This is a genomic window from Hymenobacter arcticus (assembly GCF_054779975.1).
The window spans coordinates 135315-156399 of sequence record NZ_BAAGXF010000003.1 but is presented as its reverse complement, the minus strand read 5'-3'; the positions used below and the strand labels follow the sequence as shown (position 1 = coordinate 156399).

16 protein-coding genes are annotated in these 21085 nt (G+C 60.4%); 5 read left to right on the top strand and 11 right to left on the bottom strand.

The window, feature by feature from the left end:
* Positions 1 to 7: 7 nt before the first annotated feature.
* Positions 8 to 508: a DUF6756 family protein gene (locus ACYVGC_RS07135; RefSeq protein WP_460583123.1), complete on the top strand. Its 501-nt coding sequence runs from the start codon at positions 8 to 10 to the stop codon at positions 506 to 508.
* Here the strand turns inward: ACYVGC_RS07135 and ACYVGC_RS07130 are convergent.
* The 4 genes from ACYVGC_RS07130 to ACYVGC_RS07115 all read right to left on the bottom strand — a co-directional run bounded on the left by ACYVGC_RS07130 (position 486) and on the right by ACYVGC_RS07115 (position 6944).
* Positions 486 to 2714, bottom strand: coding sequence for a xanthine dehydrogenase family protein molybdopterin-binding subunit (locus ACYVGC_RS07130; protein WP_460583122.1), 2229 nt, complete (start codon positions 2712 to 2714; stop codon positions 486 to 488). The two genes, ACYVGC_RS07135 and ACYVGC_RS07130, sit on opposite strands and share 23 nt — an antisense overlap.
* An 87-nt stretch (positions 2715 to 2801) precedes the next feature.
* Positions 2802 to 4223 carry an MFS transporter gene (locus tag ACYVGC_RS07125; RefSeq protein ID WP_460583121.1) on the bottom strand — a complete coding sequence of 474 codons (1422 nt, stop codon included), beginning with the start codon at positions 4221 to 4223 and terminating at the stop codon, positions 2802 to 2804.
* Between the two features lie 236 nt (positions 4224 to 4459).
* Positions 4460 to 5155, bottom strand: coding sequence for a hypothetical protein (locus ACYVGC_RS07120; RefSeq protein WP_460583120.1), 696 nt, complete (start codon positions 5153 to 5155; stop codon positions 4460 to 4462).
* A 187-nt stretch (positions 5156 to 5342) separates the two neighbouring features.
* On the bottom strand, positions 5343 to 6944 hold the full coding sequence (locus ACYVGC_RS07115) for a M28 family metallopeptidase (protein ID WP_460583119.1): 1602 nt from the start codon (positions 6942 to 6944) through the stop codon (positions 5343 to 5345).
* A 405-nt stretch (positions 6945 to 7349) separates the two neighbouring features.
* Between ACYVGC_RS07115 and ACYVGC_RS07110 the strand changes: the two genes are divergently transcribed.
* The 4 genes from ACYVGC_RS07110 to ACYVGC_RS07095 all read left to right on the top strand — a co-directional run bounded on the left by ACYVGC_RS07110 (position 7350) and on the right by ACYVGC_RS07095 (position 14492).
* The gene (locus ACYVGC_RS07110; protein ID WP_460583118.1) at positions 7350 to 8726 is read left to right on the top strand and encodes a TolC family protein; all 1377 of its coding nucleotides are present in this window, start codon (positions 7350 to 7352) and stop codon (positions 8724 to 8726) included.
* Between the two features lie 15 nt (positions 8727 to 8741).
* On the top strand, positions 8742 to 9899 hold the full coding sequence (locus ACYVGC_RS07105; RefSeq protein WP_460583117.1) for an efflux RND transporter periplasmic adaptor subunit: 1158 nt from the start codon (positions 8742 to 8744) through the stop codon (positions 9897 to 9899).
* A 98-nt stretch (positions 9900 to 9997) separates the two neighbouring features.
* Positions 9998 to 13240, top strand: a complete 3243-nt coding sequence (locus ACYVGC_RS07100) for an efflux RND transporter permease subunit (RefSeq protein ID WP_460583116.1) — start codon at positions 9998 to 10000, stop codon at positions 13238 to 13240.
* 211 nt (positions 13241 to 13451) lie between these two features.
* Positions 13452 to 14492, top strand: a complete 1041-nt coding sequence (locus ACYVGC_RS07095) for a glycoside hydrolase family 43 protein (protein WP_460583115.1) — start codon at positions 13452 to 13454, stop codon at positions 14490 to 14492.
* Between the two features lie 167 nt (positions 14493 to 14659).
* On the opposite strand, the gene ACYVGC_RS07090 is transcribed toward ACYVGC_RS07095, so the two are convergent.
* The 7 genes from ACYVGC_RS07090 to ACYVGC_RS07060 all read right to left on the bottom strand — a co-directional run bounded on the left by ACYVGC_RS07090 (position 14660) and on the right by ACYVGC_RS07060 (position 21062).
* Positions 14660 to 15481 carry an enoyl-ACP reductase FabI gene (locus ACYVGC_RS07090; protein ID WP_460583114.1) on the bottom strand — a complete coding sequence of 274 codons (822 nt, stop codon included), beginning with the start codon at positions 15479 to 15481 and terminating at the stop codon, positions 14660 to 14662.
* A gap of 103 nt (positions 15482 to 15584) precedes the next feature.
* Positions 15585 to 17258 carry a DNA repair protein RecN gene (gene recN / locus ACYVGC_RS07085; protein WP_460583113.1) on the bottom strand — a complete coding sequence of 558 codons (1674 nt, stop codon included), beginning with the start codon at positions 17256 to 17258 and terminating at the stop codon, positions 15585 to 15587.
* A 193-nt stretch (positions 17259 to 17451) separates the two neighbouring features.
* Positions 17452 to 18369, bottom strand: coding sequence for a DUF4835 family protein (gene porD / locus ACYVGC_RS07080; RefSeq protein ID WP_460583112.1), 918 nt, complete (start codon positions 18367 to 18369; stop codon positions 17452 to 17454).
* Complete coding sequence (locus ACYVGC_RS07075; RefSeq protein WP_460583111.1) at positions 18362 to 19015, bottom strand: phosphopantothenoylcysteine synthetase/decarboxylase family protein; 654 nt, start codon at positions 19013 to 19015, stop codon at positions 18362 to 18364. The genes porD and ACYVGC_RS07075 overlap by 8 nt, the downstream gene beginning before the upstream one ends.
* Before the next feature lie 122 nt (positions 19016 to 19137).
* Complete coding sequence (locus ACYVGC_RS07070; protein WP_460583110.1) at positions 19138 to 19734, bottom strand: phosphopantothenoylcysteine synthetase/decarboxylase family protein; 597 nt, start codon at positions 19732 to 19734, stop codon at positions 19138 to 19140.
* A gap of 38 nt (positions 19735 to 19772) precedes the next feature.
* Complete coding sequence (locus tag ACYVGC_RS07065) at positions 19773 to 20111, bottom strand: DNA-directed RNA polymerase subunit omega (protein ID WP_460583109.1); 339 nt, start codon at positions 20109 to 20111, stop codon at positions 19773 to 19775.
* A 105-nt stretch (positions 20112 to 20216) separates the two neighbouring features.
* Entirely contained in the window at positions 20217 to 21062 is an 846-nt protein-coding gene (locus ACYVGC_RS07060) for an outer membrane protein assembly factor BamD (RefSeq protein WP_460583108.1), read from the bottom strand.
* Positions 21063 to 21085: the final 23 nt, after the last annotated feature.

Genomic DNA, 21085 nt, shown 5'->3' with positions numbered 1-21085 from the left:
GAATATTATGTGGTCAGACTTACATAAAGATATTGAAGGAATCCGCAGGGAATTGCGCATTCCTGAAACGGATTTTAGTCCATTGCCACACACCACGGATTGGCATCGATTGAAAGAACGTATTTATCAAACCTTTTGCAAAATAGAAGGAAAAAGTCGGCCTGGTTGGCTCTGGACAAGCTACAAGAACGAGTGTTTCGGACTAGGCCTGAAATGCTTACCAGACAGCATACTTGACCAACTTGTACCTGCCACTGAAACTGTTTGGTTCGTGCCTGATGATGGAAATAACTCTCTTTTCTATCAAGGCAAAGTTGGTGCTATCCAAAAAATTCTGCCAGAGCTAACATACCTCGATGAATATTATTTGATAAACAAAAAGTATGAATGGCTGCTAAGTGTCAATCATCATGATGACTTAACTGGTACTGGCTATTATCTTATAGAACAGATGAAAGCATTAGCACAACGCTCACCAGAATTACTTACACAAGCTTATCCGGCGTAATCGGTAACTCCCTTACCCGCTTGCCGGTGGCGTGGTACACGGCGTTGGCGATGGCGGCGGTGAGACCGATGAGGCCAATTTCGCCGAGGCCTTTGGCACCGAGGGCGTTGAGGTAAGGGTCGGGCTGGTTGAGGAACTGCACGTCGATGCTGGGCGGGATATCGGCCTGGGTGGCGAGGTGGTAGCTCGCCAGGTCGTGGGCGGTGGCGCGGCCGTAGTGGTGGTCAAACACAGCCTCTTCCATGAGCGCCAAGCCGATGCCCCAGGCGATGGAGCCGTACACCTGGCTGCGGGCAGTTTGGGGATTTAACACGCGGCCCACGTCGAGCACCGACACCACGCGGGCCACCCGCACCTCGCGGGTGAGCGGGTGAATGTGCACCTCTACAAAATTGGCGCAGAATGACTTAGTGGAATACGGGCCCTTGGCATCCACGGCGGGGGCCTGCTGCGTTACGTCGAGGGCCGGTAGCTGGTGCTGGCGCAGCACCTCGCCGTAGGGCTGGCGGCGCGCGGGCTGGCTGGCCACGAACACGGTCCCGTTATCGGTGGATAGGTCGCTGGCCTTCGATGGGCCAAATGGCGCACCAGGAGCCGTGGCGGCCAGCTGCAACAACTGCTGGCGCAGGGCGGTGCAGGCGGCGTGCACGGCCGCGCCCACCGAGGCCGTGGTGTGCGAGCCAAACTGGCCGGGCGCGGGCGGCAGGGCCGAATCGCCCAGCTCGAAGCGGATATTGGCGGGCGCGATGCCGCTGGCATCAGCGGCTACCTGGGTCATAACGGTAGCAGTGCCAGGACCGGCGTCGGCGGTGCCGCTTTGCACCAGCAGGGTGCCGTCGGGCAGCAGGCGGGCGCGGGCGGTGGCCTCGGCCCGCTCGGCTTTGTAGATGCCCATGCTCATGCCCTGGCCCACTAGTAGGCCGTTGTGGTGCATGCTGCCCACGGCGGGGTTGCGGTTACTCCAGCCGAAGGTGGTGGCCCCGCGGGCGTAGCAGTCGCGCAAGTGGTTGCTGCTCCAGGGGTTGCCGTTGGCGGGGTCGCGGTCGGCAAAATTGTGCAGGCGCAGGGCCAGCGGATCCATTTTTAGGGCGTAGGCTAGCTCATCCATGGCCGACTCGATGGCGAAGGAGCCGGTGGCTTCGCCGGGGCCGCGCGTCCAGCAGGGCGTGCTCAGGTCGAGGGGCACGAGGTTATAGTCGAGCCGTGCGTTGGGGCAGCGGTAGGCCGACTTGGTGGGGTGCAGCAGACGCTCGGCAAACTGCTCGTAGCGCGACGTCATGCCGTAGCCCACGTGCGAAACGCCTACGAGCGTGCCATCGGCCTGCGCGCCCAGCGCTACCCGCTGCACCGAGGCCGGCCGGTAGCCCGCCATGCTAAATACCTGGTTGCGCGGCAGCATCACCTTCACCGGGCGGCCCACCACTTTGGCTCCCAAAATAGCGGCCATTTCGGGCGGCCAGATGCGCGACGAGCCCCCAAACGCCCCGCCTACGAACAGCGAATGCACCGCTACGCTGGCCTCGGGCAGCCCAAACAACTCCATCAGGTTTTGCTGGGCCAGCTTGGGAGCCTGGGTTTTGTTGTAGACAATCAGGCGGTTACCCTGCCACTCGGCCACGGCGGCGGGGCTTTCCATGGGGTGGTGCAGCTGCACGGGCGTGCGGTACTCGTGCGCCACTTGCACGGGGGCGGTGCGGTAGGCATCGGGCTGGCCGCGGGAGTAGTCTTCCGTTTTTTGGGGCTTGCGGGTGGCGCTGAGGTTGGCGGCCAGGTCGGTGCGCGGAGCCTCGGCGGCGTACTCCACCCGCACCTGGGCGGCGGCCTCCTGCGCGTGTTCCAGGGTATCGGCAATGGCCAGGGCCACGGGCTGGTTGCTGAAATACAGCTGGTCATCAAAAAACACGCGCAACTGCTGGCCTTCCACCCGCTTGTCGGGCTTAGGGTTTTCGTAGCCCGGCACCTTGGGCGAATTCAGATGCGACACGATGGCTAGCACGCCGGGCAGCCGGGCAGCGGCGGCCGTGTCGAGGTGCGTGATACGGCCCTTTGCTATCGCGCTGAGCACCAGCACCCCGTGCGCGCAGCCCGGCACGGCGTGCTCGGCGGCGTAGCGGGCCTGGCCGGTTACTTTCAGGCGACCATCGACGCGGGTGAGGGGCTGGCCAATGTGGGGCTGAGTAGAGTCGGCGGCGGGGGAAGTAGGCATATGCGGTAAAGACGCAGATTTGCTGGCTGGCGTTTCGCCCTCCGCGGGTGACCCCACCCCCGGAGGGCGAGCTTATACTGTATTTACTTACGCCGCTACCGGCTGCTTTTCCTCCTTACTCATATTCAGCGTCTCGGGCATGAATACCCAGAAGAATACCAAACCCACCGCCGCAATGGCCGCCAAGGTATAAAACGTGAAGTTGTCTCCCTGATTTTTAGCTAAATAACCCGACACCGAATTACTCAAGAAAGCGCCGATGCCCTGCGCCGTGGCAATAGCACCCTGCGCGGCGTTGAAGCCGCCACTACCCTTGGTAAGGTCGGCGATGATGAGCACACCCACCACGCCGAAAATGCCGGCCCCGAGGCCATCCATGCACTGCACGGCGATGAGCGCGGCCGGCGCGTGGCTCACCGTGTAGAGCAAGCCACGCGCCGCCAGCGCAGCGAAACCAAAAAGAAACAGCGGCTTACGCCCCACCTTGCCGGCCAGCTTCCCGCTGAGGGCGGCCACCACCATAAACACCAGCTGCGAGGCCAGCATGTAGCCCGAGGTGAACAGGATGGCCTGCTTCACCCCTACTCCCCGCGCCAGTAACTGCGTGACGAGGGGCACCATAGCGGCATTGGCAAAGTGGAAAATCACAGCCGACACCAGGAAAACCAGCACCGTTTTTTGCTTCAGCAGCTTGACCAGCCCGGCTAGCTGCTCTTTGATGCCGGCCCACACGCCGCCGCTCGGGGCCGGGCTGGCCTGGACAGCTTTGGAGTGGTCCGAAGCAGCTTTTTTTTCTTGGTCTGAGCCGGCATTAGCGGCCGGGTCGGCCCCGCGGGCGAGGTCGAAGTCGATATCGTCGTTGTTGATGCGCAGTACGCACAGTACGGCCCCCACGCACAAAATGCCTACAAAGTAGAACATCCAGCGCAGGTTGAAATAATAACCCACCGCGCCCAGCGCCAGCGCCGCAAACATGTTGCCGGCCGCGTTAAACGCTTGGTTGGTGCCCTGCACCTGGTCAAATTTCTTACGCCCTACCAGCCCCAGCGCGATGGCCGACAAACAGAGCGGGAAAATGGCCCCGGCCGTGCCAATGAGCGCCTGCCCGCTCATCACTACCGGTCGGGAGGTGAAAAAGGCCGTGGCCAGCACCGCCAGCGCAATCAGCCCGATGCCGGTGAGCAGCAGCGCCCGCTTCTGGCGCAGGCGGTCGATGAGGGCGCCGGCAGGCGTTTGGGCCAGCACCTGGGCAATGTTGCCGGCCGCCAGCGCCGAGCCAATCTGGGCCGGCCCCCAGTGCGCACTCGATTGCAGAAAGAGCGCCATGTAGGGCCCCATGCCGTTTTGCACGTCGGCAATAAAGAAATTGAGCGCCCGCAAGGCCTTGATGCTACCCTTTTTAGGTTCGTTGGCTAAGTCGAGGGTGGCGTCCTGGCCCGCGCCCTGGTCGGCGGATTCAGGGGGCTTACCGGCGGCTTCGCTGGGGTTGGCAGTAGCGTTGGCTGACATATAACTGGTTAGGCGAAGAGATTAAATGAACAAAGCATGAATATGATTATGAACTACTTATCCACCTATACGCCAGTGAATGCCGGGCGTTCGGCAGGTAGCCAAAAAAGGTCACTCCGCGACCTGGGTTGGCGCAGAATGACCTTTTGAGGGCTGGTAAAACGGAGTGGCACTCCGTTTCTTTCTCTAAGCAGCAGCTCAACGACAAACGGAGTGGCACTCCGTTTTACAGCGGGTTACTTAATCAGAAACGACTCGCCGCCGACGGTCAGCGTTTCCAGCTGCACGGGCGCGGGGTGGCCGGGGGCGCGCACTTCGCCGGGGCGGTCGGCGCGGCGCTGGCCGATAGCCTGCACGCTAGCTCCTACCACCAGGTAATCAGCTAGTTGCTGACCCAGGTGCGGTGGAAAGCGCAGCTCAGCGGCTTCGCCGGTGAGGCGCAGGGCACGCGGATGGCCTTTGGGGTCGCGCAGCAGTTCAGTTACTGTGCCCTGAGCGGTGAAGGGCTCAGCGGCGGGGCCGGCGGGCTGGGGGCGCAGGGTGTGGCCGCCCACTTCGAGGCTGGCCAGGTGCAGGTGCTCATCGCCCTTGGGCGTGAGGTGGGGATAGGCTTGCGCCGTGGCGGTAGCACCGGGCTGGGCGGCCGCGTGCAGCGCCTGGCCGAAGTGGGGCGGGAATTTTATGGTGCGCGCGATGCCGTTGTTGGTCAGCGTGAAGCGGTCATACACGCCGTCGGGGTTGGCGTGGTACTCGCCCACGGTGCCGGCGTAAGCGGTTAGCTTATGCAGGTGGGCCTTGGATTTAGCGTATTTGGGGTCGGGCTTTTGGGGCTTGCCCTTTTTCGGCTTATCGGCCTTATCGGTTGGGACTTTGGGGTCGGGCTTGGTGGTTTTAGCTTCTTTTACTTCGAGGCTTTTGATTTCGCTAGACATAACAAAGGGAGGTTTGCAACAGCAATCAGTTGCTGATTGTGCTGCAAACCTCCCCCGGCCAACTGAACCCGGCCTTAAGGCGAGGTTAATTTTTCTTTAGCAATATGTGCGGCTATTGAATCCGGACTGTCATGCTTCACTGCGTTCAGTATGACAACCTCACCAATTCACCCATTCACCCATTCACTTACTGCGGCTTGGCGGCGGCGGGTAGCGGCTTGCGAGGCAGCTTTTGGTCGCGCATGGCGGCGTTGTATACGAACGAGGCCACTACTACCGAGGCCTGCTTGAGGTCGTCGGCCACGAGGCGGTCGTAGGTGTCCTGGTTGGAGTGGTGGGTGCGGGCGAAGTAGTCGAGGCCATCTTGGATGAACTGGAAGCCGGGCAAGCCCACCGCGTCGAAGGCCACGTGGTCGGTGCTGCCGGTGTTGCGCGAGGTGACGGTAGTGGCACCCATATCGGCGAAGGGGGCGAGCCAGGTGGTAAAAATGGGCTTCACGGCTTCGTTGCCCTGGGCGTAGATGCCCCGGATTTTACCCGCGCCGTTGTCGAGGTTGAAGTAGGCCGACAGCTTCTCGTGGTCGGGCTTGAGCGTCATCGTGGCGGGGTCAGCAAAGTGGTTTTTCACGTAGTTGCGCGAGCCGTGCAAGCCTTCTTCCTCCTCCCCCCAGAGGGCGATGCGGATGGTGCGGCGCGGCTTGAGGCCGCTGGCTTTGAGGATGCGCACGGCCTCCATCATCACGGCTACGCCGGCGGCGTTGTCGGTGGCGCCGGTGGCGGCGTGCCACGAGTCGAGGTGGCCGCCGAGCATCACCACTTCGCTTTTCAGCTTTTTATCGGTGCCCGGGATTTCGGCTACCACGTTGTAGCCCTTCAGGTCCTGGGTCTGAAAATGGGTTTTGGTTTCCATCTCGATTTCGACCGGAATGCCGGCCTCCACGAGGCGAATAAGACGCAGTTGGTCCTCGCTCGACATTTCCAGCTCGGGCAGCACCGGCTTGGCGTCGGCGGCGTAGGGCGCGCCGTTGGTGGTGAATACGGTGCCGTCGGAGCCGCGGCCGGGGCTGAGGATGGCGGCCGCACCTTCACTCAGCAGCATGTCGTTCATTTTGGTGCGCAGGGCGCGGGCGGCCAGCAACGCGGCGCGGCGGGCTTCGGGGTTGGCTTCGGCGGGGCGATTGGCGGCGGTGGGGGCCCCGCCGCCGACGGGGGCGTCGGCCAGCTTTTGTAGGTCTTCGGCGCTGAGGCGCTTGGCGTCGGGCTCGAAGTTGGGGGTGGGCGGCGTGGCCACGGGTAGCACCACTATTTTATCGCGCAGCTTGCCCTGGTACTTGGCCAGGTCGGCTTCCTCCTTCACGTTCACGTAGATGACCGACTTGCGCAGGCTGCCGGCAGTGCTGGGCGTCCAGGCCTTGGGCACGCCAATGAGGGCGTGGTAGTAGGGGGCCGTCATGGCCACGTAGCTTTTGTCGATGTCCCAGCCGCGGCCGAAGTCGCCCCAGGCTTCTACGTTGGCGTTGGCCAGGCCGTAATCGGTGAGGCGCTTTTTGGTCCAGGCGTTGGCGCGGGCCAGACCTTCGGAGCCGGCCAGGCGCGGGCCGCATACGTCAGTGAGGTAGAAAGCGGTTTCCATCACCTTGGAGCGGTTCAGGCCTTCATCCTTGATTTTGGCCAGGGCGGCGGCGTCCAGCTTTTCGGGAGTTTGAGTTTGGCTGGCGGCCGGCGCTTGGGCCAGCACGGGGGCAGCTAGCAGGCTCGCGGCGGCGAGGGTTAAGAAGATTTTTTGCATCCAGAAACAGGGGTTGGTTTGGCAAAGGGCAATGGTGCCGGAGAGAAAAGGACACTGGTTATGGCCCTGGCGTTGCGTGCGGCGGCCGGGCCGGTAAGCTCCACCATTTTGTCGCGCAACCATGGGTAAAAGAAACATTCTATTCCCGTTGGCCCGCCCCCAACCCACTTTATTACGTCAGGCCAGCGCACTCCGAATAAAGCATCCGAAATACCAGTTCCACCTTATTAATAAGTTTTTACGGAAGCTTATTAACTACCAGTCGGCCTACTTGGCACCCCCCAAAGGCACGGCGCGGCGCTCAACCCGCGGGCCATTTATCCGTTTGGCGAGGTTGACCAGTTGCCGCGAACGAGCAGCTAGCCGCCGATAACCTTTGCCGTACTCACCCGGTTGGAGTTCCTTATGACAATTTTGACCTGCACTGCACGCGGCCGCCTGGTGGCCATTTTGGCGTGCCTGCTTTTGGGGCCTGGCCTGGCCTGGGGCCAGCGCCAATTGCCTGCCCCGCCCCCACCACCGGCCGGGCCACTCACGCTTCAGCAGTGCCTGGGCTACGCCCTGGCCTACCAGCCGCTGGTGCGCCAGGCCCGGCTTGATGAGGGCATTGCCGATGCCGGCAACCGGGTGTCACTGTCGGCCTGGCTGCCGCAGGTGAACGCTACGGCCGTGGGCCAGCACTATTTTGGGCTGCCCTTCACCGTTTTTCCCGACCCTACCACGGGCATCTCCACGCCGCGCCAGTTGGGCGTGAAAAACGTAACGACCCTGGGTTTGGCCGGCACGCAGGTTATTTATAACAACGATGTACGTCTGGCCGCCCGCCAGGCTCCCCTCAATCGGCTGGCGGCGGGCCAAAACACGATTAATAATAAAATCGCGACCGTGTCGGACGTGAGCAAGGCGTTTTACAGCGTGCTGCTGTCGCAGCGGCAAGCGGCTGTGTTTGACGCCGATATTCGCCGCCTGAACCGGAACTACGTGGATGCCCGCAACCGCTACGACGCAGGCATTGTGGACAAAACGGACTTTTTGCAGGCCCAGATTTCGCTTAACAACTCGAAGGCCAGCCGCAAGCAGTCGTTGGAGGCCGTGAACGCCAACACGGCCTATTTGCAGCAACTCATGGGCTTTCCGGCCACCCAGCTGGTGCAGCTCAAGTACGACACGTTGCAGCTGGAGCGCGAGGCTGTGGTGGACACGCTGGCCCAGCTCGACCCTACCAATCGCATTGAATATCAACAGGTACTAACCCAGAAGTCGCTGCAAGGCACCACGGTTGACTACTACCGGTTGGGCTTTTTGCCGTCGCTATCGGCTTTTGGTAACTACAACTCGGTGTACCAGGCCAACACCGTGAGCGACCAGTATCAGCAGCGCTTTCCCAACTCGTACGCCGGCATGCAGGTGGCGCTGCCGCTGTTCACGGGCTTCCGACGCACCCAAAACCTGCGCCTGGCGCGCCTGCAAGACCAGCGCGTGGATGAGGACCTGCTCAGCACCCGCAACCAGGTAACCACCGAGTACGCCACCGCGCTGGCCAACTACAAGGGCTACTACGAAGCCTACGTGCAGAGCCGCGACAACCTCGACCTCTCGCGCCAGGTGTACACGGTGGTCGATATCCAGTACCGCGAAGGCATCAAAGCTTACCTCGATTTGCTGATAGCCCAAACTACGCTGCGCACCTCGCAGCTCAACTATTACAGCGCCTTATTCCAGGTTTTGACCAGCAAGGTCGAGCTGCTGCGCACGCAGGGCGTGCTGCAAACCAACTATTAATTTCCGCGTTCGCAAATGAAGACTAACTACCTGGCTCTGTGCGCTATGGCGGGCCTGCTGGCCAGCACCGCGTGCGGCAAAAAAGAAGAGAAGAAAAACGCCGCCCCACCGCCCACCGCCGTAAGCGTGGTCACGGCCAGCACCAGCCCCGCCGTGTACTACGACCAGTACCCCGCCACGGTAGTAGCCCTGAAAACCGTGGAGCTGCGCTCGCAGGTAACGGGCTTTATCACGAGCCTCAACTTCCAGGAAGGCGACCTCGTGCCGGCCGGCAAGGTGCTGTATGAGATTGACAAGCGCCAGTTTGAGGGTGCCTACCAGCAGGCGCTGGCCACCCTGCGCAGCGCCCAGGCCTCGGCCCAGAATGCCCAGGTGAACCAGGTACGCTACCAGCGCCTGCTGCAACAGGATGCCGTAGCTAAGCAGCTGGCCGAAAACGCAACCACTACTTCCAGCACCGCCTCGGCGCAAGTGGCGTCGGCGCAGGCCGCCGTGAACATTGCGCGCACCAACCTGAGCTTTGCTACCATCAAGGCGCCGTTTGCGGGGCGCATCGGCATTTCGCAGGTGCGACTAGGGGCGCAGGTGAGCGCGGGCACTACGCTGCTCAACACCATTTCTAGCGAGGACCCGATTGCCGTGGACTTTGCGGTGAATGAGACTGATATTCAGCGCTTTATTACGCTGCAAACCAAGAAAGGCGCGGTAAGCGACTCCACCTTGCGCTTTGTGCTGCCCAATGGCCTGGCTTACAAGCAGGCGGGCAAAATCCAGACCATCGACCGGGGCGTGGATGCCCAGACGGGTACCATCACGGTGCGTGTGCAGTTTGCCAACCCCCAGCGCCAACTCAAGGATGGCCTAAGCGGCGTGCTCAAGGTGCTGAACACGCAGTCGGGCAGCCGCTTGGTTATTCCCAATAAAGCCATTGTGGAGCAGATGGGCGAAAACTTCGTGTACGTGGCCCTCGGCGACAGCGCCAAGCAGCGCAAGGTGCAGCTCGGCCCGCGCCTGCGCGACGACATTGTGATTCTCGGCGGCATCAAGGACGGTGATAAAGTGGTGACCGAAGGCGTGCAGAAGCTGCGCGACGGCGGCAAAATTCAGGTGAGCGCGCCGGGTGCGGCCGTGGCGGCCCCGGCTGGCCCGGCGGCTGGTGGGGCGGGTAAATAATATTGGCTGTTAGCTGATAGCTGTTAGCTGTTAGCTCCACCCTGCTAGCTTCTTACAAAAGCTATCGGCTAACAGCTATCAGCTAATAGCATAAGAAAATGATTGCAGAAACCTTTATTCGCCGGCCCGTCACCGCCATTGTTGCCTCGCTGGTGATAGTGCTGGTGGGCGTGCTGGCCATGCTGAACCTGCCCATTGGGCAGTACCCCGAAATCACGCCGCCCACGGTGTCGGTCACGGGCAACTACATCGGGGCCGATGCCCAAACCGTGGAGCAAACCGTGGCCACGCCCGTGGAAGTGCAAGTAAACGGCACGCCCGGCATGACCTACCTGCAAAGCAACAGCACCAGCAACGGGCAGATGAGCATGACGGTGAACTTCGATGTGGGCACCGACATCAATATTGCCGCCCTCGACGTGCAGAACCGGGTGGGCATTGCCACCCCTACCCTACCGCAAGAGGTTCAGCGCCTGGGCCTTACGGTGCGCAAGCGAAACCCTAGTATCCTGATGCTGGTGGCCATGTACGCCCCTAAAGGCAGCCACAACACCACCTTCCTCGACAACTACGCCAACGTATTCATCAAGGACGCCCTGCTGCGCACCAAGGGTGTGGGCGACATTGTGAGCCGCGCCGATGACTTCTCGATGCGCCTCTGGCTGAAGCCCGATAAGCTGGCCCAGCTCGGCGTGACGGCCGCCGATATCTCGGCCGCCCTCAACGAGCAAAACGCCCAGATTGCGGCCGGCTCGGTGGGCGCGCCGCCCGCCCAGCGCGGGCAGTCGTTTGAGTACATCGTGACGGTGCAGGGCCGATTGACGACCATCCAGCAGTTTGGCGACGTAATTGTGAAAACCCAGCCGCAGGATGGCTCACTAGTGTACCTGCGCGACGTGGCCCGCATTGAGTTGGGCAAGTTTAACTACGCCAACAACTCGTTTGTGGACGGCAAGCGCGCTGCTTATCTGCTTGTGTACCAAGCACCTGGTGCCAACGCTCTCGAAACCTACGAGAACGTGCTGGCCACCATGAATGGCCTCAAGAAGCAGTTCCCCGCCGACCTCGACTACATCGTGCCTTTTGAGGCCGCAAGCGTGGTGCAGGTGTCCATCGAAGAGGTGGTGCACACGCTGGTCGAAGCCCTGCTACTGGTAATCGTGGTGGTGTTCGTGTTTCTCCAAAACTGGCGCTCCACGCTCATTCCGGTGCTGGCCATTCCGGTGTCCATCGTGGGCACGTTTATCTTCTTCATTCCGCTGGGCTTCACCATTAACACGCTGACGCTCTTTGGTTTTGTACTTGCCATCGGTATTGTGGTGGATGACGCCATTGTGGTGGTCGAGGCCGTGGAGGTGAACATCAACGAGCGCAAGATGAGCCCGTTTGATGCCACTCTGGAGGCCATGCGCGAGATATCGGCCCCGGTTATCGCCATTGCCCTCATTCTGGCGGCGGTGTTTGTGCCGGTAGGCTTCATTCCGGGCATCACGGGGCGGCTATACCAGCAGTTTGCCATCACTATCGCCATCTCGGTGCTGATTTCGGCCTTCGTGGCCCTGTCGCTCACACCAGCTTTGTGCGTGCTGCTGCTAAAGCCTCACGAAGAGAGCACCGACGAGCACCCCAAAGGGTTGATAAACAAAGGGTTCAAGAAGTTCAACGACTGGTTTGGCCGCGTTACTGAGAAGTACGGCAACGGGGTGCAGCGCGGCATCAAGCACTCGCGCTTCGTGGTTATTATCCTGGTTTGCATTTTGGTGGGGGCCGGCTTGCTGTTCCGCAGCAAGCCCAGCGGCTTCCTGCCCACCGAGGATGAAGGCCGGGTAATCATAACCTTTAATTTGCCCGAAGGCGCTTCTACTGGTCGCACCGTGGCCACGCTGCAAGAGATGATGAAGGAGTTGAGCAAGACGCCCGGCATTGCGCACTACGCGGCGCTGGGCGGCCTGAACGCCGTTAACTTCTCCTCTAAGTCGAACTCCGGCACCATCTTCTGCCAACTTCAGCCCTGGGAAGACCGCAAGGCCAAGGAGCTGCAACTAACCGGCCTCATGGCCAGCGTGCAGCAGCGCATGGCCCGCTTTAAGGAGGCTACCACGGTAGTTATTTCGCCGCCGGCCATTCCCGGCTTGGGTAACACGGGCGGTTTCTCGTTTATTTTTCAGGAACGCGAAGCTGGAGGCGATATCAAAGTATTTGATGCCAACCTGCAAAAATTCCTGGGGGCCATTCGTCAGAGGCCCGAAATCGCGTCGGGCTTCTCGTTCTTCACCGCCAACACGCCGGGCTACAAGCTCGATATTGACCGCGGCAAGGCCAAGAAGCTGGGCGTGTCCATCACGGAGGTCGGCAACGCCCTGCGCACGTATCTGGGCTCGGCCTACATCAACGACTTCACGCTCTACGGCCGCACGTTTCGCGTGGTGGCGCAGGCCGACTCGTCGTACCGCGGTGATATTGCCGACCTGGGCCAGTACTACGTGCGCAACAGCGCGGGCGGCATGGTGCCGCTGAGCACGCTCACCACCTACAAGCGTAGCGAAACCGCGCCGCTCATTTCACACTACAACCTGTTCCGCTCGGCTGAAATCAACGGCAACCCGGCTCCCGGCTATAGCTCGGGCGATGCCATCAAGGCCTTGCAGGAAACCGCCGCGCAAACGCTACCCCAGGGCTACGGCTTCGAGTTTTCGGGTTTGAGCCGCGAGGAATTGCTAGCCGGCGGGCAGACGATTTACATCTTTGCGCTGTCCATCATCTTCGTATTCCTGTTCCTGGCCGCACTGTATGAGAGCTGGTCGGTACCGTTTTCGGTACTGCTGGCGGTACCGGTGGGCATCTTTGGGGCCATTCTGGCGCTCATTTTCCTGCCCAAGCTGACGAACAACGTGTACGCCCAAATTGGCATGATTACGCTCATCGGCCTCTCGGCCAAGAACGCAATTCTGATTGTCGAGTTTGCTAAGGAGCGCGTGGATAAAGGCATGCCGCTGGTCGATGCCACCCTCGACGCCGTGCGCCAGCGCCTGCGCCCTATTATCATGACCTCACTGGCGTTTATTCTGGGTATTCTGCCGCTGGTGTTCGCGTCCGGCGCCGGTGCCCAAAGCCGCCAGACACTGGGCTGGACTGTACTCGGCGGTATGTTGGCCGCCACTGGCATGGGTATTTTCATCGTGCCGGTGCTCTACGTTATCATCACGCGCTTCGCCTACGGCAAAGAAAAGCTGGCTGAACTGGAGAAAAACTACAAGCCCGACGAAGAGCACGGCGGCCCCAAGCCCGACGAGCCGAAGCCCGAAGGCGATGCCCCGCAAGGCGCGCCGGTACCGGCTTAGCCCTACTGGGTTGAAAACAAGAAAGCCAGGTCACGCGACCTGGCTTTCTTCGTTTTAACCTGTTCAGGAAGCAGCTGGAACGTCATGCAGACCGCAGGGAAGTATCTCGCGTGTGGTACTAACTCAATCTCTTAACAGTGCGAGCGAGATGCTTCCCTGCGGTCTGCATGACGCTCTGCTGTACATTAACCCCTTACTTCTTCTCCTCCTCATGCGCTTTTTACGCTTCCTCCTCCTGCTCCTCGTAGCCGCCGGCCCTGCCTGCGGCCAGCCCACGTTCACCAACCCGTTGCTGCCCGCTGGGGCCGACCCGTGGGCCATTTACCACGCGGGCAGCTACTACTACATGCACACGACTGGCCGCGACCTTAGCATTTGGAAAACGGCCAGCCTCGCGCAGCTCAGGCAGGCCACCAAAACCGTTATCTGGACGCCGCCCGCCACTGGTCCCTACTCCAAGGAAATCTGGGCCCCCGAGCTGCACTTCTTGGCGGGCAAGTGGTACGTGTATTTCGCCGCCGACGGGGGCAGCAACAACGACCACCGCCTCTACGTGCTCGAAAACCCCGCCCCCGACCCTACCACCGGCCGGTGGACCATGAAGGGCGAACTGAAAACGCCCGGCAACAAGTGGGCCATCGACGGCTCGGTGTTCGAAAGCCAGGGCCAGCTCTACGCCCTATGGTCGGGCTGGGAGGGCGATGAGAACGGCCGCCAGGACATCTACCTGGCCCGCCTCAGCAACCCCTGGACCATTAGCGGCCCGCGCGTGCGCATCTCCGACCCACGCTTTGGCTGGGAGCAGCACGGCCTACTGCCCCGCTTCGCGCCCGGCGAGCCGGCGATGGTACTCGTCAACGAGGGCCCGCAGTTCCTAGCCAGCCCCAACGGCCGGGTCAACGTGGTGTACTCGGCCAGCGGCTGCTGGACCGACTTCTACGCCCTTGGCCTGGTGTGGGCCGAGCCGGGGGCCGACCTGCTCAACCCCGCCTCCTGGCACAAAGAGCCGCAGCCCGTATTTCGCGCCCAAAACGTGAAAGGCACCTACGCCGCGGGCCACAACAGCTTTTTCGACTCGCCCAACGGCAAGCAGCACTGGATTCTGTACCACGCCAACACCGAGCCGGGCCAGGGCTGCGGCCCCGCACGCAGCCCGCGCATGCAGCCCTTCACCTTCGCCGCCGACGGCGCACCCGTTTTTGGCGACCCGCTACCGCTGGGTGAGGTGCTGTCGGTGCCTGGTAATAGGTAAGAAATTACACACACCCGTTTGTTATTGCCGCGCTCCACTGCGTTGCGCTCGCAATGACAAACGCGTTTGCGTAAAACCTGGTTAACAGAAAATACTGCCCTAAAAAGAGAAAGCCTAACCAAATTGGCCAGGCTTTCTCTTTTTAGGGCAAATCCATTCGACGAGATTTACTCGCCCGCCTTCTCCATCATATCAGCCAATTCCTGCGAGATGCCGGTGCTGCTGAAGCCACCGTCGTGCATCAGGTTTTGCATGGTTACGTAGCGCGTGAAGTCCGAAAACAGCGATACGCAGTAGTCGGCGCAGGCCTCGGCGGGCGCGTTGCCGAGCGGCGACATTTTCTGGGCATACTCATAAAACGCGTTGAAGCCCGCAATGCCAGTGCCGGCCGTGGTTTTGGTGGGCGATTGCGAAATGGTGTTCACGCGCACCTTTTTGAGGTGGCCCAGGCGCTGGCCGTAGCTGCGGGCAATGCTTTCAAGCACGGCCTTGGCCTGTGCCATATCGGTGTAGTCGAGGAAAGCGCGCTGAGCAGCTATGTAGCTGAGCGCCACCACGCTACCCCACTCGTTAAAGGCATCCTGCTTTTCGGCCACGGCCAGCATCTTGTGCAGCGAGAGCGCCGACACGTCGAGCGTCTGCTGGAAAAACTTGTAGTCGAGGTCGCCGTAACTCTTACCCTTGCGGATGTTAGCGCTCATGCCAATGGAATGCAGCAAAAAGTCGATTTTACCGCCAAAATGCGCCTGCGCCTCCGTAAACAGCGTGCCCAGCTCTTCCATCGAAGTAGCATCGGCCGGAATAATGGGGGCGTCAATCTCGGCGGCCAGGGCCTTGATTTCGCCCATGCGCATGGCCAACGGCGCGTTGGTGAGCACAATGCGGGCACCCTGCTCGTGGGCCTTCTGGGCTACTTTCCAGGCAATGGATTGGGAATTGAGCGCGCCGGAGATAATGCCGACTTTGCCGGCGAGGAGGTTGGAGGACATAAGGTGTAGGGGTAGCTTTAGCTTGCCGCTAATAGGCAAAACGGATAAACAAAAGTAGGCAAGCGGCCGGCAAGCTAACCGAAGCAGGGCGGCAAGCTAAAGCTTACCCCACTTTTACCTCACCGCGCAGGGCCAGCAGCTCGCGGGCGCTTTGCAGGGCGTTTTCGCTGGGCTTGGCCCCGGCAATCATGTGGGCAATTTCCTTGATGCGGTCCTCCGGGCTCAGCTGCCGGATGCGGCTCACGGTGCGGTCGGCGCGGTCTTCTTTGTACACAAAGTAGTGGGTGTCGCCGGCCGCCGCCATCTGCGGCAGGTGCGAAATGGCCACCAACTGGTGCTTGTGCGCCATCTGCTGCATCATACGGCCCACCTTCACCGCAATTTCGCCGCTGATGCCGGTGTCGATTTCATCGAATACAATCGTGGGCAGCGCCGTTTTATCGGCCAGCATGTACTTGATGCACAGCATTAAGCGCGAAAACTCACCGCCCGACGCGGCCTTGCTCAGGGTTTGGGGCTGCGCGCCCTTGTTGGCCGTGAACAGGATGCTCACCACGTCGGAGCCGCTGGCAGCCAGCAGGCCGGTTTTGTGCTCCACCACAATGCGGGCGTGGGGCATGCCCAGGTCGGCCAGCAGCGCGCTCAGCTCTTTTTCAAACTTAGGGAACGCCTTGCGGCGGCTCTCTGAGAGTTTGGCAGCCTGGGTGGTGGCTTGCTTGAGCGCGGCGTCCGAATCCTTGCGCAGGCGGGTAATTTCCTTGTCCAGGTTCAGCACCGAGCCCACTTTCTGGCGCAGCGTTTCGCGGGTTTCGAGCAGGCCGGGCACGTCGCGGCGCTGGTGCTTGCGCTGCAAGTTGTAGAGCACCGTGAGGCGCGCTTGCAACTCCTCGGCGCGGGCGGGGTCGCCCTCGGTGCGGCGCTCGGCGGTTTCTACTTCGTCGGCAATGTCGTGCAGCTCAATGAGGCAGCTTTCCAGGCGCTGTCGCAACTCGCGGAAATTCTCCGAGTAGCCGCTCACCTGCCCCAGCAGCGTAGAAGCATCCTTCATGGTGCCGGTGGCGCAGCTTTCGCTGTCGCGCAGACCGTGCAGCGCCTGGCTCAGCTTATACTTGATTTCCTCGGCATGCTCCAGCTGCTTCACCTCCTGCTCCAGCGCGTCCTGGTCTTCTTTATCGAGGCTAGCCTCTTCTAACTCACTAAGCAGGAAGCTATTATAATCTAATTCCTTGCTGGCCTGCACGGCTTGGTCTTCCAACGCCCGAAGGTCGGTTTCGAGGCGGCGGTACTGTCGGTAGGCGCTGCCGTACTGCGTGCGGGTGGGCACCAGGTTGGCGTAGAGGTCGAGCAGGTTGAGCTGAAATACGCCATCGCCCAGCAGCAGCGTGTCGTGCTGCGAGTGAATGTCCATCAGATTCGCCCCAATCTTGCGCAGGGCGTCCAGCGTCACCGGCGTGTCGTTCACGAAGGCCCGCGACTTGCCCGCCGGACTAATCTCGCGCCGCAAAATGCACTGTGTATCGTAGTCCAGGTCTTCCGACTCAAAAATATCCTGAAGCTGGTAATTGGTAATATCGAACTGTCCCTCAATTACGCACTTGCGCTCGGTATGGAAGAGCATCCGCGAGTCGGCCCGGTTGCCAAGCAGCAGCCCAATGGCCCCCAGCATAATAGACTTGCCCGCCCCGGTTTCACCGGTAATAATGTTGAGCAGCGGCGACGGCCGCATCTCCAATTGCTCAATTAAAGCGTAATTTTGAATACGTAAATCAATTAACATAAATCGCAGATTTTGCAGATTTCGCAGATTCTATCGGCTCGTGCTGACGGTATTTTCTGACTTGGGTTTTACTTAACTAATTGATAATTATTGGACTTCCTTATCAATTCCAACACACTTACTCTAAGCTACGCTGCCCGAAATGCGCAATAAGCTGACGCCCGAATCAGCGAAATCTGCTCAATCTGCAAAATCAGCGATTAATTGTTTGGTACTTAGCCAGGTTGCCGGGGTCTACGTCGGTGAGTAGCGTGAGCAACTGCTGCTTCTGTTGAATGTCGGTGCTAGTGCGGAAGATGTTGGTAATCTCATCGGCCTTGGCGTCGAAAAAGGCGCGCAGGAATAACGTGTTTGGTCGCACGGTGTTGGCCTTCTGAATACCCGTGAGCGCCGCCAGAATGGAAGTACGGGCCTCGTCGGGCTTCTCAATAAAGATATCCATGCCCTGCCGGTAATAGGCGTACAACCCAGTGCGGAAGGCCTCCAGCTGCGGGTCGGTGAGGTTGTTGAGCAGCCAGTAGCGGTTACGGGGGCTGGCATCAGTCCAGCCTCCATCGGCCTCGTTGGTAAGCGTTTGGCTGGTAGAGTATTGCATAATCACCCGCGCCTGGTCGTAGTACGTAGTGCCGCCAAACCGGGCAAACGAGTCCTGGTCGCTCCCAATCGAGAGGTAGGCGTAAAAGGCCAGCAGCGACGACAAATTGCCCACAAAGTTGCTGGGCGAAAAGTCGAGCGGCGTCTGCGGCGTGTAGTTAAAATTAAAGCTGCGGTCGTTGATGCTCAGCAAGTTGGTTTCGTAGCCGGTACCATACACGGGCCGGGTGGCAATGAGGCGCATGGTACTCTGGTACGTGCCGTTTTGCGGAATGCCCGTGATGCCCACAAACAGGCGCAGCTTGATGCGCTCCTCAGGCCGGTAGGTTTGGCGCGTCCAGGTGCGGGTGTTCAGGAAGGCCGTCATGTCCTTCTGCAACTGCGCCACGAGCGTGGGGTCGGTAATCGTCACATTTTCCAGCGAGACAACTACCTGCGCATTAAGCTCTTGCGCCTGGGCAACTTGCGTAGCCGCCACCCCCACCAGCAACGACAACAGCACCAATAACTTACGCATACACAGCAGAAAAACGGGTCAGGATAAGCGATACCAGCGTGCGGGCCAGCTCGGTTTTGGCTTGTAGTTCAAAGTTAAGCACCTGCCCGGCGCGGTCGAGCACGGTCACCTTATTGGTGTCGTGGCCAAAACCTGCCCCGGCATCGCGCAACGAGTTGAGCACCACCAGGTCGAAGTTTTTGCGGCGCAGCTTGTCTTGGGCGTGCGCCAGCTCGTTGGTAGTTTCCAACGCAAAACCGACCGCAAATTGTTCAGCCCGCTTGCTTTGGCCGAGCGTGGCGGCAATGTCCACGTTCTTCACCAGCTCCAGGGTAAGCGTTTCGCCCACTTTCTTGATTTTTTCGGTGGCTACATTAGCGGGCCGGTAGTCGGCCACGGCCGCCGCAAACACCCACACGTCGGCCAGCGGCGCGGCCAGCGCGGCCGCCTCGTACATCTGCTGCGCGGTTTCGACGCGCACCGTGGTGATGAGCGGGTTAGTCGGCACCGGCAGCGCCGTGGGGCCGCTCACCAGCGTCACGGCCGCGCCGGTGGCGGCAAAGGATTCGGCCAGGGCGTAGCCCATTTTACCGGTCGAGCGGTTGCCCAGGAAGCGCACCGGGTCGAGAGGTTCGTAGGTGGGGCCAGCGGTGAGGAGAACGCGCATTGCTTTTATGAATTTTCACGAAAGAACGTCATGCTGAACACAGTGAAGCATCTCTACGGTGCCATTTGAATCGTTCAAACGATGCGGTAGAGATGCTTCACTGCGTTCAGCATGACGTTCTTTTACTTTCCACTGTTGAAAAAGCTTACCATTTGCTCCACAATTTGCTCGGGCTCCAGCATTCGGCCGGGGCCGTTGAGGCCGCTGGCCAGCGCGCCGCTAGGCGAGTCGAACACGTGGTTACCAAACGAGCGCAGCCGCTGAATATTCTGCTGCACCGCTGGGTGGATGTACATATCAAGGTCCATGGCCGGGGCCAAGAATACCGGGCAGCGCGCCGACAGATACACGGCACTTAACAAGTTGGGGCACAACCCATTAGCTAATTGTCCCAGCGTATTAGCACTAGCCGGGGCGATGACGTAGGCCTCGGCCCACAAGCCCAGCTCCACGTGGTTGTGCCACTGCCCGCTGGCCGCATCACGCAAAAAGCCCGTCAAGACGGGCTTTTTGGAGAGGGTGCCCAGCGTGAGGGGCGTAACGAAGGCGGCGGCGGCTTCGGTGAGGATAACCTGAACCTCGGCCCCGGCCTGCACCAGCAGCCGCACCAGCGGCGCGGCTTTGTAGGCTGCAATGCTGCCGCTCACGCCTAGCAGCAGGCGGCGGCTTTGCAGCGGAACTGATGGGCTACTGCTTGCAACTTGTTGGTTGGCAGTCATTTATATAACTAGTTAACAAGCAACAAGTTGGGCGCAGCTTAGAATAGCTCGCGGGGAATAACTACGGGCGCCGCCTCGGGCGTTTCGTAGTGCAGCTCGCCGGCGATGAACTCCTCAATGGCCTGGCTGGTGGGCTTGGGCTGGCGTTCGTACTGCTTGCTGATTTCAATCTGCTCGCGGTTTTCGAACACTTCTTCGAGGTTGTCAACGGTGGTGGCAAACTCGGCGAGGCGGTCAGTCAGCTCCTCTTTCAGCTTCACCGACAGTTGGTTGGCGCGCTTCGAGATGATGGAGATAGCCTCGTACACGTTGTTGTTGGTGGTCGTGATGTCGGCCAGGTTGCGGGTGACGATGGAGGCGGAAGCGGGGGTCTTCATGGGTTGCTGGGGTATCGGGTAGTCGGTGGTGGCAGCCGGTTGGCGGGCGGTAAGTCATTCGGCACAAGGCCAATGCGTGCCGGCCAATAACTGGCTGCCAGTAAATTAGTTTTGAGCAGCAGCGGCCGGCTCGTTGGCTTCGGGCACGCTCTTGAGGCGCTCAAGTTCGGCGCGGCTGTCGTCGTACATGGACTGAGCCAAGCGGATATTTTTGCTCTGCGGGTAGGTGTCGATGAAGTGCTGGTAGATGGCTACCGCATCGGTAAAGCGCTCGCGCTGCTTGGATTCTACGCTTTCCTTGGCCCAGGCGTACTGCGCTTGCAGCCGGATGTAGTCGGCCTGCTCGCTGTATACCGAGCCGGGGTACTGGGTAGTAAAGTTGCCGAGCGACGTGACGGCCGCCTGGTTGTAGCGCAGCGCGTAGTAGAGCTTCGCGCTCTGGAAAGCCTTGTTTTCCAGCTTTTTTTGCAATTCCTGCGACATGCTCTCGGCCTCCGTCTTGAACTGGCTAGTGGCGTAGGTGTTCAGGAAGTCCTGGATGGTTTCGACCGCCGTGATGGTGTTGGTCTGGTCCAGCTCGTAGCCCGGCGAGTCGCGGTACAGCGACTTGGCGCGCAAAAACGACGCCTCCTCCACCAGCGGCGAGTTGGGGTAGGTATCGATAAACTGCTTGAAGTAGTACGCGCTCAGCACGTAGTTGCGCTGCTGGTAGTTGGTATTGGCGAAGTAAAACTGCGCTTTCTCGGCCTCGGGGCGGCCCTTGAGTAGCGGAATGAGCTCCTCCAGCAACGTGCCCGAGCGAAAGAAGTCACCTTTATCGTAATATTTGATAGCAGCTTCGTATTTTTCATTTACGTTGCCGCTTTTCAGCAGTTTCTGGTAGCCCGTGCAGGACCCTAGCGAGAGGGTGCCGGTAAGCAGGGCCGCAGTAATCAAACGGGAGAATCGCATATAAGGGGCAAAGGTACAAGTAA

Coding starts and splice junctions, on each gene's coding strand:
- ACYVGC_RS07135 (WP_460583123.1), top strand. CDS start 8: ATGTGGTCAGACTTACATAAAGATATTGAAGGAATCCGCAGGGAATTG.
- ACYVGC_RS07130 (WP_460583122.1), bottom strand. CDS start 2,714: ATGCCTACTTCCCCCGCCGCCGACTCTACTCAGCCCCACATTGGCCAG.
- ACYVGC_RS07125 (WP_460583121.1), bottom strand. CDS start 4,223: ATGTCAGCCAACGCTACTGCCAACCCCAGCGAAGCCGCCGGTAAGCCC.
- ACYVGC_RS07120 (WP_460583120.1), bottom strand. CDS start 5,155: ATGTCTAGCGAAATCAAAAGCCTCGAAGTAAAAGAAGCTAAAACCACC.
- ACYVGC_RS07115 (WP_460583119.1), bottom strand. CDS start 6,944: ATGCAAAAAATCTTCTTAACCCTCGCCGCCGCGAGCCTGCTAGCTGCC.
- ACYVGC_RS07110 (WP_460583118.1), top strand. CDS start 7,350: ATGACAATTTTGACCTGCACTGCACGCGGCCGCCTGGTGGCCATTTTG.
- ACYVGC_RS07105 (WP_460583117.1), top strand. CDS start 8,742: ATGAAGACTAACTACCTGGCTCTGTGCGCTATGGCGGGCCTGCTGGCC.
- ACYVGC_RS07100 (WP_460583116.1), top strand. CDS start 9,998: ATGATTGCAGAAACCTTTATTCGCCGGCCCGTCACCGCCATTGTTGCC.
- ACYVGC_RS07095 (WP_460583115.1), top strand. CDS start 13,452: ATGCGCTTTTTACGCTTCCTCCTCCTGCTCCTCGTAGCCGCCGGCCCT.
- ACYVGC_RS07090 (WP_460583114.1), bottom strand. CDS start 15,481: ATGTCCTCCAACCTCCTCGCCGGCAAAGTCGGCATTATCTCCGGCGCG.
- recN (WP_460583113.1), bottom strand. CDS start 17,258: ATGTTAATTGATTTACGTATTCAAAATTACGCTTTAATTGAGCAATTG.
- porD (WP_460583112.1), bottom strand. CDS start 18,369: ATGCGTAAGTTATTGGTGCTGTTGTCGTTGCTGGTGGGGGTGGCGGCT.
- ACYVGC_RS07075 (WP_460583111.1), bottom strand. CDS start 19,015: ATGCGCGTTCTCCTCACCGCTGGCCCCACCTACGAACCTCTCGACCCG.
- ACYVGC_RS07070 (WP_460583110.1), bottom strand. CDS start 19,734: ATGACTGCCAACCAACAAGTTGCAAGCAGTAGCCCATCAGTTCCGCTG.
- ACYVGC_RS07065 (WP_460583109.1), bottom strand. CDS start 20,111: ATGAAGACCCCCGCTTCCGCCTCCATCGTCACCCGCAACCTGGCCGAC.
- ACYVGC_RS07060 (WP_460583108.1), bottom strand. CDS start 21,062: ATGCGATTCTCCCGTTTGATTACTGCGGCCCTGCTTACCGGCACCCTC.